Annotated in this window: 8 protein-coding genes; 6 read left to right on the forward strand and 2 right to left on the reverse strand. The window is 42.9% G+C overall.

Going from position 1 to position 13068, the window contains the following annotated elements:
- Nucleotides 1-11: 11 nt before the first annotated feature.
- Entirely contained in the window at nt 12-1355 is a 1344-nt protein-coding gene (gene sufD / locus HMPREF9010_RS11575) for a Fe-S cluster assembly protein SufD (protein ID WP_008649179.1), read from the forward strand.
- A 19-nt stretch (nt 1356-1374) separates the two neighbouring features.
- Nucleotides 1375-2586 carry an aminotransferase class V-fold PLP-dependent enzyme gene (locus HMPREF9010_RS11570; protein WP_008776065.1) on the forward strand — a complete coding sequence of 404 codons (1212 nt, stop codon included), beginning with the start codon at nt 1375-1377 and terminating at the stop codon, nt 2584-2586.
- Nucleotides 2587-2963: 377 nt separating this feature from the next.
- Here HMPREF9010_RS11570 and HMPREF9010_RS11565 read toward each other — a convergent pair whose 3' ends face one another.
- Nucleotides 2964-5153, reverse strand: coding sequence for an alpha-galactosidase (locus tag HMPREF9010_RS11565; protein ID WP_008649180.1), 2190 nt, complete (start codon nt 5151-5153; stop codon nt 2964-2966).
- Between the two features lie 322 nt (nt 5154-5475).
- Here HMPREF9010_RS11565 and HMPREF9010_RS11560 point away from each other — a divergent pair, with 322 nt between their 5' ends.
- The 3 genes from HMPREF9010_RS11560 (at nt 5476) to HMPREF9010_RS11550 (ending at nt 10095) form a co-directional block, all read left to right on the forward strand.
- Entirely contained in the window at nt 5476-7680 is a 2205-nt protein-coding gene (locus HMPREF9010_RS11560; RefSeq protein WP_008649182.1) for a sodium-translocating pyrophosphatase, read from the forward strand.
- Between the two features lie 90 nt (nt 7681-7770).
- Nucleotides 7771-8373, forward strand: a complete 603-nt coding sequence (locus HMPREF9010_RS11555) for a ribonuclease HII (RefSeq protein WP_008649183.1) — start codon at nt 7771-7773, stop codon at nt 8371-8373.
- 180 nt (nt 8374-8553) lie between these two features.
- The gene (locus tag HMPREF9010_RS11550; protein ID WP_008649185.1) at nt 8554-10095 is read left to right on the forward strand and encodes a DUF5723 family protein; all 1542 of its coding nucleotides are present in this window, start codon (nt 8554-8556) and stop codon (nt 10093-10095) included.
- Between the two features lie 127 nt (nt 10096-10222).
- On the opposite strand, the gene HMPREF9010_RS11545 is transcribed toward HMPREF9010_RS11550, so the two are convergent.
- Entirely contained in the window at nt 10223-11152 is a 930-nt protein-coding gene (locus HMPREF9010_RS11545; protein ID WP_008649186.1) for a magnesium transporter CorA family protein, read from the reverse strand.
- A 347-nt stretch (nt 11153-11499) separates the two neighbouring features.
- On the opposite strand from HMPREF9010_RS11545, the gene gpmI reads away from it, so the two are divergent.
- The gene (gpmI, locus tag HMPREF9010_RS11540; protein WP_008649189.1) at nt 11500-13014 is read left to right on the forward strand and encodes a 2,3-bisphosphoglycerate-independent phosphoglycerate mutase; all 1515 of its coding nucleotides are present in this window, start codon (nt 11500-11502) and stop codon (nt 13012-13014) included.
- The last annotated feature ends 54 nt before the right edge of the window (nt 13015-13068 follow it).

Raw genomic sequence — 13068 nt, forward strand, 5'->3', positions numbered from 1 at the left:
AATATAAAACGATGATGGTTGAACAACAATATATAGAACTTTTCTCACAGACGGAAGCGATGATCTGTAAGCATAGTGCCGAAGTGCTGAATGCGCCTCGTGCGTCAGCATTTGCCGATTTTGAGCGACTCGGATTTCCGACCCGTAAGATGGAGAAGTACAAATATACGGATGTGAGCAAGTACTTTGAACCGGATTTCGGTTTGAACTTGAATCGTTTGGCTATTCCGGTCAATCCGTATGAAGTGTTTAAGTGTGATGTGCCGAATATGAGTACCTCCTTGTATTTTGTGGTAAATGACACATTTTATAATAGAGCGCTTCCCACAGGAAATCTGCCGGAAGGTGTGATTTTCGGTAGTCTGAAAGAAGTGGCCGAGCAACACCCGGAATTGGTGAAGAAATATTACGGTCAACTGGCAGATACCTCCAAAGATGGTGTGACTGCTTTTAATACCGCTTTTGCACAAGATGGCGTTGTCTTTTATGTGCCGAAGAATGTGGTGGTGGAAAAAACAATCCAGTTGGTAAATATCCTGCGTGCAGATGTTAACTTTATGGTGAACCGTCGCGTACTGATTATCCTGGAGGATGGCGCGCAAGCCCGTTTGCTGATTTGTGACCATGCAATGGATAATGTGAACTTCCTGGCGACACAAGTTATTGAAGTATTTGCCGGTGAGAATGCGGTATTCGATATGTATGAACTGGAAGAAACACATACAAGCACAGTTCGTATCAGTAACCTGTATGTAAAGCAAGAGGCCAACAGTAATGTATTGCTCAACGGAATGACTTTGCATAATGGTACTACCCGCAACACGACCGAAGTGTTGTTGGCAGGAGAAGGAGCTGAAATAAACCTCTGTGGTATGGCAATTGCCGATAAGAACCAGCATATAGACAATCATACAAGTATTGACCATGCCGTACCGAACTGTACCAGCAATGAGCTGTTCAAGTATGTACTCGACGATCAATCGGTAGGTGCGTTTGCCGGATTGGTACTCGTGCGTCCCGATGCACAACATACGAATTCCCAACAGACTAACCGGAATCTTTGTGCTACGCGTGATGCAAGAATGTATACACAACCTCAATTGGAGATTTATGCGGATGATGTGAAATGTTCGCATGGAGCAACAGTAGGCCAGTTGGATGAAGGCGCATTATTCTACATGCGTTCGCGCGGTATTGCAGAGAAAGAAGCCCGTCTGCTGTTGATGTTCGCATTTGTCAACGAAGTGATCGATACCATTCGTTTGGAAGCGCTGAAAGATCGTTTGCATCTATTGGTAGAGAAACGTTTCCGTGGCGAGTTGAATAGATGTCAGGGTTGTGCCATTTGTAAGTAACCACTAAAAAATAATGAACGTGGATATTCAAAAGATACGTGAAGATTTTCCGATATTGAGCCGTACGGTTTACGGTAAACCTTTGGTTTATTTCGACAACGGTGCGACAACACAGAAACCCCGTCTGGTGGTTGATGCGTTGGTGGATGAATATTATTCCGTCAATGCCAATGTGCATCGCGGCGTACATTATCTTTCCCAGCAAGCTACGGAACTGCATGAAGCTTCCCGTGAAACGGTACGTGAGTTTATCAATGCCCATAGCACGAATGAAGTTGTCTTTACACGCGGAACAACAGAAAGTATCAACCTGCTTGTTTCCAGCTTCGGCGACGAGTTTATGGAAGAAGGGGATGAAGTGATTGTTTCCGTGATGGAACATCATAGCAACATCGTTCCCTGGCAACTGTTGGCTGCCCGTAAAGGAATTGCCATAAAAGTCATCCCGATGAATGATAAAGGCGAACTTCTGCTGGATGAATATGAAAAACTATTTTCCGAACGTACGAAAATAGTCAGCGTAGTTCATGTATCGAATGTACTGGGTACAGTGAATCCGGTGAAGGAGATGATCGCAACAGCTCATGCGCATGGTGTGCCTTGCCTGATAGATGCTGCACAGTCTATTCCTCACATGAAAGTAGATGTACAGGAGTTGGATGCCGATTTTCTGGTATTCTCCGCCCATAAGATATATGGCCCGACAGGTGTCGGAGTGCTTTACGGAAAAGAAGAATGGTTAGATCGCCTTCCACCTTATCAGGGAGGAGGAGAGATGATTCAGCATGTCTCTTTCGAGAAGACCACTTTTAATGAACTTCCTTTCAAGTTTGAAGCCGGTACGCCCGACTATATCGGAACTACCGGACTGGCAAAAGCCCTTGATTATGTGAACGGACATGGCATTGAACAGATAGCCGCCCATGAGCATGAACTGACAACTTACGCTTTGCAACGTCTGAAAGAAATCCCCCATATACGTATATTCGGTGAAGCAGCCGAACGGGGAGCGGTCATTTCTTTCCTGGTGGGAGATATCCATCATTTCGACCTCGGCACGTTGCTGGATCGTCTAGGTATTGCCGTGAGAACAGGGCATCATTGTGCACAACCTCTCATGCAACGTCTTGGCATAGAAGGAACTGTACGTGCTTCGTTTGCCATGTACAATACCAAATCGGAAATAGACACTTTGGTGGCAGGAATTGAACGTGTCAGCAAGATGTTTTAAAGATATGAGCTGCTATTCCTGTGGAGTAGCGGCTTTTTTTATTCTTTAACTAAAAAAAGAGGGCCTCGAGTGCAGTGATTTGAGCTTTCGTGCGTCTAATAGGTAAAGAAACAAAATGTTCATTGAATATCAGGAGGGTCGTGAGACCATGCTTATATTATATAAATTCTCTCTCTTTAACATTAATGCAGCTATATCGTAAAAAGTTACGGTGTAGCTGCAACTTTTTTAGAGACTTCCTCCGTCTAATAGAATAGTTGTAACCATTGAAACAGCTGTTGCGATTGAAGATGAATTGAATATTATTGTATGTAAAAAGAAAGGGGAAACGCTGATAACAGCGAATCCCCCTTTTTTATCGATTATTTCCTTCCTTTTTATTCAGCAGTCAGCTCAATTACGCGGCTGAAAGCCTGATTTGTTGTGAAAGCATTGATTCCCACTTTCATCAGATAATCTCCTGAATAAGTTTTCTCATTGGCAGCCAGATTCGATTTGGAATTCGGCATCAGGTTGATTTCTTTCACCTTATACATTTTCTTCGCATCCAGTCCCTGAAGTTTTACCGGGAGCAGTTTCTCACCGAAACGTGGGTGGATATCGTAGGTATAAAGCACAGCTTTGTTCTTATCCGGTGAGGCATACATGAGAGACATGTGATTGCCATCGTAGGGAGAAACCAATCTGTATTGATCGCCGTCCAGAATCACTTTTTTCAGACGCGTCCAGTTGGCAACTGCATTCTGGCAGTAAGTCTGTTCGTCTGCATTCAGTTCCTTCAGTCCAAGGTCAAAGCCCAGTTTGCACATACTTGCCACATCCGTACGGAACTTCACGCTTGTGTTCTTGTTCCAGCTGGTTACGTGTGCACACATGGCTTTTGCCGGGAAGATTTGTGAGAATCCCCACTGGATAAACAGACGTTCTATCGGGTCTGTGTTGTCGCTGCACCAAAATTCTGTGTAATATTTCAGAGCTTCGTAGTCGCAACGGGCGCCACCGCCGGAGCAGAGCATCATTGGCACGTTCGGATATTTGTCTTTGATACGTTTCAATACATTGTATATACCACGTACATGGTCGATATAAAGCTGTCCCTGTTTATTTTTTAAATATGGAGAATAAACATTTGTAATTGGAGAGTTACAGTCCCATTTAAAGAAAGCCACTTCCGGATTCTCTGTCAGGATCTTATCCACTACACCATATACAAAGTCCTGTACTTTCGGATTGCTAAGATCGAGTACCAGCTGATTACGGTAATAATATGTTTCGCGGTTAGGCAGTTGGATAGCCCAGTCGGGATGTTTTTCGAACAACTCACTTTTAGGGTTAACCATTTCCGGTTCAATCCAGATACCAAATTTCACTCCGGCTTCTTTGGCAGACTGTACAAGGGCAGGAATACCGCCCGGCAGTTTGGATCTCATCACTTCCCAGTCACCCAGTCCGGCATTGTCACTGTTGCGTGGGTGCTTGTTGCCAAACCAGCCGTCATCCAGCAGGAACATATCTACACCAAGATGTTTAGCTTCCTTCATCAGTTCGGCAAGCAGTTCCTCATTGAATTTGAAGTAAGTATTTTCCCAGTTGTTTAATAAAGTCATACGGTCGCCTTGTCCGTCTTTCAGCTGATAGTTACGTGCCCATGCGTGAAGGTTGCGGCTGGCTTCGCCCGTACCGTTGTTGCTGAAAGTAAAGATGAATTCAGGAGTTGTAAACACTTCATTCGGCTTCAGTTCATAATCAGATGCATAAGGATTGATGGCAGGGATTACACGGAGATTACCTACGTTGTCCACTTCGAAAGTGAACTGGAAGTTTCCTGTCCATCCGATAGTACCTAGCATGGCACGTCCCTGTGCTTCCTGTGCCGGTTGTTCAAAACCAAGCTCGAAGAACGGGTGGGTGTGCATGGCAGCACGGCTTCCCAGTTTGGTGTCGATCACCTTTTTACCAAACAACAGAGGTTGTGTGCTCATTTGTGCTTCTTTTGCCCAATCGCTACTGAATTCTGTCAGGTAATATTCGTTTCCGGAGAAATAAAGCATTGTAGAAGCATAACGCCATAAGGTCACAGGCTTTTTTTCTGCATGTTTGATTTCACTCCACGTCTTTATGACGTTTTCTTTCGGATAAGCGATGTAATGCAGTGTGACTTCCACCGGGTATTGATCGTCTTTTAGTTGAATGATCGTTTCCGTTCCGCCCGCCACTGCCTTCTGCTCGGATGATATATAGCGGAGAATCGTACTCGGGTTCCCGTCATTGTGCGTGATGGCTACAGCCGGTTCAAAATAATCTTCGGCGCCGGAGCCCGGATATACTTCCCATCCGCGGGTGGATACGCTACCGTCACTTCCTCCTTTTACGTAAGGAGAAAAGTTGTTGATGTCTTTCTCGTTCAGTAACTTATCGCCCAGATAAACCTGATAGAGTCGTCCGTTAGGAGCTACTTGGAGAATTAAGTCAGTGTTGTCCGTTGCGATGCGGATAACGTTCTTTTCTTGGGCGTCCACTTGCGCCAGGGTAAACAATGCCATAAGTAATACGAAAAGTTTCTTCATGGTTTTTTAATAATTAATTAGGTATTAGTTAGTTTGTGGGCATAGAATGCTGCAAAGATAATTATAATGGCATAGAAATGAATCATTTCACCACAGATTATTTCTTTCCTCTGTATACTCGGTGTCCTCTGTGGTGAAATAGAAATGTTCATAACCAGTGCGGAAATAAGGGATAAAGTAAATAACCACAGCATGTTCATTTGTTTAAAGAGATGTATAAAAGATAGAATGATTCAGCTTTATAAATTCTTTCTTTTTTACTTGCTTATTTCGTTTGATTTCCATACTTTTAGCCTTCGTAAACCCTTTAAAAATTGATCCTATGGACAACATTCTTTTCTGGCTGGTTCCAGTCGCTTCCGTGTTAGCCCTCTGCTTTGCTTATTACTTTCATAAGCAAATGATGAAAGAGAGCGAAGGTACACCCCAAATGATAAAGATAGCTGCTGCTGTGCGCAAAGGAGCTATGTCTTATCTGAAACAGCAATACAAAATAGTAGGCTGGGTATTCTTGGGGTTGGTTATTCTGTTTTCAATTATGGCCTATGGCTTTCATGTACAGAATGCATGGGTTCCCATTGCTTTTCTTACAGGCGGATTTTTCTCCGGACTTTCCGGATTTCTAGGGATGAAGACGGCGACTTATGCATCGGCTCGTACCGCTAATGCTGCCCGCACTTCTCTGAATGCAGGGTTGAGGATTGCTTTCCGAAGCGGCGCGGTGATGGGATTAGTTGTAGTTGGTCTGGGATTGCTCGATATATCTTTCTGGTATCTGTTGTTGAATGCAGTGATTCCTGCTGATGCGCTGACACCTACTCATAAACTCTGTGTAATTACTACTACCATGCTGACTTTCGGTATGGGTGCTTCTACGCAAGCACTCTTTGCCCGTGTAGGCGGTGGTATCTATACGAAGGCAGCCGATGTTGGAGCCGACTTGGTAGGTAAAGTAGAAGCCGGAATTCCGGAAGATGACCCTCGTAATCCTGCCACCATTGCCGATAATGTCGGTGACAATGTCGGTGACGTAGCCGGTATGGGAGCCGACTTATATGAATCTTACTGTGGCTCGATTCTGGCAACAGCTGCACTGGGTGCTGCTGCTTTTATCCATTCGGCAGATACAGTGATGCAATTCAAGGCGGTTATTGCTCCGATGTTGATTGCAGCTGTTGGTATTATCCTTTCTATTATAGGTATATTTGCTGTCCGTACTAAAGAGAATGCAACTATGAAAGATTTGCTCGGTTCGTTGGCTTTCGGTACGAACCTTAGCTCCGTGCTTATTGTTGCAGCTACATTCTTAATCCTGTGGTTCTTGCAGCTTGATAACTGGATTTTGATTTCTTGTGCCGTAGTAGTCGGATTGTTGGTAGGTATTGTCATCGGACGTTCTACGGAATATTACACTTCCCAATCCTATCGCCCTACCCAAAAACTAAGTGAAAGTGGTAAGACCGGACCTGCTACCGTCATTATTTCCGGCATTGGTTTGGGTATGCTTTCTACAGCTATTCCTGTGGTTGCAGTAGTGATTGGTATCATTGCTTCCTATCTGTTGGCTTCTGGAGGTGATTTCGGTAATGTAGGCATGGGATTGTATGGTATCGGTATTGCAGCTGTCGGTATGCTTTCTACCTTAGGTATCACATTGGCAACGGATGCTTACGGGCCGATTGCGGATAATGCGGGAGGTAATGCGGAAATGTCCGGCCTGGGTGCTGAAGTTCGCAAACGTACTGATGCGCTCGATTCATTGGGTAATACAACTGCCGCCACGGGAAAAGGTTTTGCTATAGGTTCCGCTGCACTGACAGGTTTGGCTTTGCTGGCTTCTTATATTGAAGAAATCCGAATCGGCCTGACACGTCTCGGTAATGTAGACCTGACTTTTGCAGATGGAAGTTCTATCAGTGTAGCAAATGCCACTTTTATCGACTTCATGGATTATTACGAAGTACACTTGATGAATCCGAAAGTACTTTCGGGCATGTTCCTCGGTTCAATGATGGCTTTCCTGTTTTGTGGTTTGACAATGAATGCAGTAGGACGTGCGGCAGGACACATGGTTGACGAAGTGCGCCGCCAGTTCCGTGACATAAAGGGTATTCTGACTGGAGAGGCCGAGCCGGATTACGAACGTTGTGTTGAAATATCGACAAAGGGTGCGCAGCGTGAGATGGTTATTCCTTCCTTGATTGCTATTGTTGCTCCGATTCTTACAGGATTTATCTTTGGTGTTCCCGGCGTACTCGGTCTGCTGATTGGTGGCTTGAGCAGTGGTTTCGTGTTGGCTATCTTTATGGCTAACGCCGGAGGTGCATGGGATAACGCAAAGAAATATGTGGAAGAAGGTAACTTTGGTGGAAAAGGCGGTGAAGTGCATAAAGCAACCGTAGTAGGAGATACAGTAGGTGATCCGTTTAAAGATACCTCCGGTCCGAGCTTGAATATTTTGATAAAGCTTATGAGTATGGTCGCCATTGTGATGGCAGGACTTACTGTTGCTTGGAGTTTATTCTAAAAAAGCAGAAGAGAAATAAGAAAAAGGAGACAAAACAAGTCTCCTTTTTCTTATTTGAATTACCTTTGTATCAAAATAGAAGCGATAAATATGTTATTACCTTATTTGAACGAGAATCTGATTGAGGCCGGATGTGATGAGGCCGGTCGTGGGTGTTTGGCGGGAGCGGTATATGCTGCTGCGGTTATTCTTCCGAAGGATTTTAAGAATGAACTGTTGAATGACTCCAAACAACTGACCGAAAAGCAACGTTATGCATTGCGTGAGGTAATAGAGAAAGAAGCGATAGCTTGGGCAGTTGGCATTGTGTCACCGGAAGAAATTGATGAAATAAATATCCTGCGGGCTTCTTTTCTGGCGATGCATCGTGCAGTGGACCAGTTGTCCACCCGTCCCCAACATTTACTGATCGACGGTAATCGTTTCACTAAATACCCCGGTGTTCCCCATACTACAGTAGTGAAAGGAGACGGGAAATATCTTTCGATAGCAGCAGCTTCAATTTTAGCCAAAACATATCGAGACGATTATATGAACCGTCTTCACGAAGAATTTCCATATTATGACTGGGACCACAATAAAGGTTATCCAACTAAAAAACATCGTGCCTCCATTGCCGAACGTGGCACTACTCCTTACCATCGCATGACGTTCAACCTGTTGGGAGATGGACAGTTGACTTTGAACTTCTAAGGACGCTTTATTTCATTTTGCACATATTTTCTACATTTTTTTGCAGAATAAGCACGATTTTGTTACGGATAACCGTGAAATTGTTCCGTTTAGGCTAAAAAAGTGTTGCCTAGTGCTTTTATTTGTTATTGAAATGCTATATCTTTGCGAACAATAATAAGAATTAAAAAGTTTAAAATCATGGCAACGAACAAGCTATTATGGTCTTCTAAGCTCATTGGGGTATTTTTTATTATGTTGGTTTGCACTCTTTCTGCAAATGCACAGTTTTTACGTACTTCCTATTTCATGGAAGGTACTCACTATCGTCAACAACTGAATCCGGCTTTAACACCGACTAAAGGTTACTTCAATCTTCCGGTGATCGGTGCTGTCAATGCAACGGTTGGTTCTACTTCGTTAGGTTATCAGGATATCATTGACATTATTGATGATGGCGATGATTTCTACACTAAACCGGATTTCATGAATCGTCTGAAAGATAATAATAAACTGAATGTAAACTTCAGTACAGAAATTCTTTCTGCAGGATGGTATAAAGGAAAAAACTTCTGGTCATTCAATATTGGTCTTCGTACAGATATTGGTGCTAACCTGACAAAGAATATGTTTACCTTCTTGAATGAGATGGAAACAGTTGAAGAAAACTGGAGAAATAGTAACTATGATATTAGTGGTCAGCAATTGAATATCAATGCTTATACTGAAGTTGGTTTAGGACTTTCACGTCAGATTAATAACCGTTTGACGGTTGGTGCTAGAGTGAAAGCTTTATTGGGTATTGGCAACATGGAGTTGAAACTTAATAAAGTTGCGATGAATGCTAATTTGCCTAGTGATGCCCGTATTAATCAATTACAGGATCCAGCATATTTATCTAGTTTGGGTGTTGACGATATTACGAAGTTAAGAAGTGAAATTGAGGGCTACCATGCTAATCTGGCAGTAGATGCTCATTTGGAAAGTTCTTTCAAAGGATTGAATTTGAAAAAGGAAGATGGACAGGATTATATTAGTGATTTCGAATTTGAGAGCAAAGACATGGGAATCGCAGGTTACGGCTTCGGTATTGACTTGGGAGCGTCTTACAAGATTATGGATAATCTGACTGTATCTGCTTCTATTTTGGACTTGGGGTTTATATCATGGTCGAAAAGTAGCACTCAAATAGCTAATGCTAAAGCAGCAGGCATTGATATGAAGGGAAGTGACTACACATCAGGTATTGATCCTAATAATATCCCTGGAAGTATTACTGCTATTGAAAATAACATAAAGGATTTGCAGACGGATGCTAATGGATATATGGAGCGTGTTAGTGGCGGTGACGTACTTGACTATGAAATGTTGCAACTTAGAACGGAAGAAGCAAGCAAGTCCCGTAAATCTCGTCTTGCTTCTACCCTAGTATTAGGTGCAGAATATGGATTCTTCAATAACAAATTAGCAGTAGGTGTATTGTCAACAACTCGTTTTGTACAGCCTGATGCTCTTACAGAATTAACATTCTCTGCAAACTACCGTCCGAAAAGCTGGTTCAATGTAGCACTTAGCTACTCAGCTATCCAGTCAGCAGGTAAATCTTTCGGTCTGGGTCTGAAATTAGGTCCTCTGTTTGTCGGAACTGACTATATGTTCTTAGGTAAGAACTCTAACTCTGTGAACGGATTCGTTGGAGTTTCTATTCCGTTGGGCGGAAGAAAAGCAAATAAAGAAGGATAAGATATTTTAATTTCTCTCTCTAAACATTCTCTTTTAATTAATTCTCTATCGAATAAAAAACGTATAATTTACAGCTTACCGTCTTAGAGTCCTCTAAAGGATCACAGATGGTGAGCTGTTTTTTGTATTAGAACCATTTTATCTTCCGGAATATCACAAATGCAAGAGTTGACAATCCAATGGAGAAGAGTACAATCAAAGAGAAAGCGAAGGGTACCTCTTCCAGATGAATATCCACATTCATACCATAGAAACTGGCAATCAATGTCGGGAGCATCAGGACGATGGATAAACTTGTCATACGTTTCATGATCGTATTCACGTTATTGGAGATAATAGAGGCAAAAGCATCCATTGTTCCCGTGAGAATATCACTGTAAATATTCACCGTGTTAAGTGCCTGTTTCAATTCGATAATAACATCCTCCACAAGTTCTGTGTCCAGATAATCCGTATCCTGGAAGATAGTTCTTAACTTTCCTATCATTACTTCATTTCCGCGGATGGAAGTGTTGAAGTAGACAAGTGTTTTCTGCAGTCTCATCAGCCGGAGCAGGTCCTCGTTGCGGATGCTTCGCTCCAGTTCCTTTTCTGCGGCGCTGATGTCTATGTTTATCTGCTTTAGATACTTCAGGAACCACACGGCAGAAGAATAGATGATCCGGAGAATCAGATCCAGTTTGTTGCGCACAACAATCCCTTTTCGGCGGGTGTGTTCAATAAAATCCGGTAATAGATCAGTGTTATGATAACAGACGGACACAATGATCTCATTGTTGGTGATGATACCAATTGGTACGGTGCTGAAAGGCAGAGTGCTGTTTTGCGCAATCTGTACAGGGATACGAAGAATGGTCAATAGCCAGTTGCCTTCCGTATCCGTACGCGGACGTTCGTCCGTATCGGCTATGTCATTAAGAAATGATTCGGGTACGTTGAGAGTTTGAGTTAGAAATTCAAAGTCATCGTTATTCGGGCATACTACATTTACCCAGCTGTTAGGAAGCCATTGAGCTTTTTCCACAAAGCCAGCTTCACAATAAAGATACGTTCTCATCTTATTGCCTCCTTTCGTTTGTTTGACACGAGCAGAGGCATCAGGTTTCAATGACTCTGTTCGCTTTAATTAATACTAGTTGTGCACGTTCGCGGGTTTGAATCGTCCATATTTCTATGATTTTATTTTTAAAGCGATGCAAAGGTACGGAAAAATGAAGTAGGTTCCGCCTTTTGTATCGTGTTTTTCGATCAATATATTGAAAGTACTTTTACAAAGTAAGAAAAACATTCATAGCCTGGTGCACTTCTGCCCTGTAACTTAACATAGATTAAACGTTTACGTAACCATCTTTTTTGTACCTTTGCGCCCGAAAATCAGAGTGATAATTTAAATATTGAAATATTATGAGTAAGAAAGCCCTTTTAATGATCCTCGATGGTTGGGGATTAGGTGACCAAAAGAAAGACGACGTAATCTTCAACACGCCCACTCCTTACTGGGATTATCTGATGACTACTTATCCTCACTCTCAACTTCAGGCAAGCGGTGAAAACGTAGGTTTGCCCGACGGACAGATGGGTAACTCGGAAGTAGGTCACTTGAATATCGGTGCCGGACGCGTGGTTTATCAGGATTTGGTAAAAATCAATCGTGCATGTGCTGATAATAGCATCCTGAAAAATCCTGAAGTCGTTTCTGCTTTCTCTTATGCAAAAGAAAACGGAAAGAGTGTTCACTTTATGGGGCTGACTTCTAACGGTGGCGTACACAGCTCACTCGTTCATCTCTTCAAACTTTGCGATATCGCTAAAGAATATAACATCGACAATACATTTATCCACTGCTTCATGGATGGTCGTGACACTGACCCGAAGAGCGGTAAAGGCTTTATCGAAGAACTTTCTGCACACTGTGAGAAATCTGCAGGCAAGATTGCTTCTATCATCGGCCGTTATTACGCTATGGACCGTGACAAACGCTGGGAACGTGTAAAAGAAGCTTATGACCTGCTTGTAAACGGCATAGGTGAGAAAGCTACCGATATGGTTCAGGCCATGCAGGACTCTTATAATGCAGGTGTTACAGATGAATTCATCAAACCGATTGTGAATGCCAACTGCGACGGAACAATCAAAGAAGGTGATGTGGTTATCTTCTTCAACTACCGTAATGACCGTGCCAAAGAGTTGACTGTTGTATTGACTCAACAAGATATGCCGGAAGCCGGTATGCACACTATCCCGGGCCTGCAATATTACTGTATGACTCCGTACGATGCTTCTTTCAAGGGTGTTCATATCCTGTTTGACAAAGATAATGTATCTAATACATTGGGCGAATATCTTGCTTCTAAAGGCTTGAGCCAACTTCATATCGCTGAAACAGAAAAGTATGCACACGTAACATTCTTCTTCAATGGTGGACGTGAAACTCCGTTTGACAAAGAAGATCGTATTCTTGTTCCTTCTCCCAAAGTGGCTACTTATGACTTGAAGCCGGAAATGAGCGCTTTCGAAGTAAAAGACAAACTGGTGGCTGCCATCAACGAGAACAAATATGATTTCATCGTAGTGAACTTCGCTAATGGTGACATGGTAGGTCATACCGGTATTTATGAAGCAATCGAGAAAGCTGTTATTGCTGTAGATGCTTGCGTGAAAGATGTAATTGAAGCTGCCAAAGCACAGGATTACGAAGCAATTATCATTGCTGATCATGGTAACGCTGACCACGCTTTGAACGAAGACGGTACTCCGAACACTGCTCACTCTTTGAACCCTGTTCCTTGTGTTTATGTAACAGAGAACAAAACTGCGAAAGTAGAAAACGGTCGTCTGGCAGATGTTGCTCCGACTATTCTCAAGATTATGGGTCTGGCTGCTCCGGCTGAAATGGACGGAAACGTTTTGATTAAGTAATTTAAATTTCTATAATTGGGAGGGCGGAGTAGAACTCCGCCCTTTTTGTCTCAC

It is taken from the genome of Bacteroides sp. 3_1_23 (genome assembly GCF_000162555.1).
GTDB classification, from domain to species: domain Bacteria; phylum Bacteroidota; class Bacteroidia; order Bacteroidales; family Bacteroidaceae; genus Bacteroides; species Bacteroides ovatus.

Bases quoted from the DNA above. Each gene is read 5' to 3' on its own strand.
- HMPREF9010_RS11565 (WP_008649180.1), bottom strand. From the start codon at position 5,153: ATGAAGAAACTTTTCGTATTACTTATGGCATTGTTTACCCTGGCGCAA.
- HMPREF9010_RS11555 (WP_008649183.1), top strand. From the start codon at position 7,771: ATGTTATTACCTTATTTGAACGAGAATCTGATTGAGGCCGGATGTGAT.
- HMPREF9010_RS11550 (WP_008649185.1), top strand. From the start codon at position 8,554: ATGGCAACGAACAAGCTATTATGGTCTTCTAAGCTCATTGGGGTATTT.
- HMPREF9010_RS11545 (WP_008649186.1), bottom strand. From the start codon at position 11,152: ATGAGAACGTATCTTTATTGTGAAGCTGGCTTTGTGGAAAAAGCTCAA.
- HMPREF9010_RS11560 (WP_008649182.1), top strand. From the start codon at position 5,476: ATGGACAACATTCTTTTCTGGCTGGTTCCAGTCGCTTCCGTGTTAGCC.
- gpmI (WP_008649189.1), top strand. From the start codon at position 11,500: ATGAGTAAGAAAGCCCTTTTAATGATCCTCGATGGTTGGGGATTAGGT.
- sufD (WP_008649179.1), top strand. From the start codon at position 12: ATGATGGTTGAACAACAATATATAGAACTTTTCTCACAGACGGAAGCG.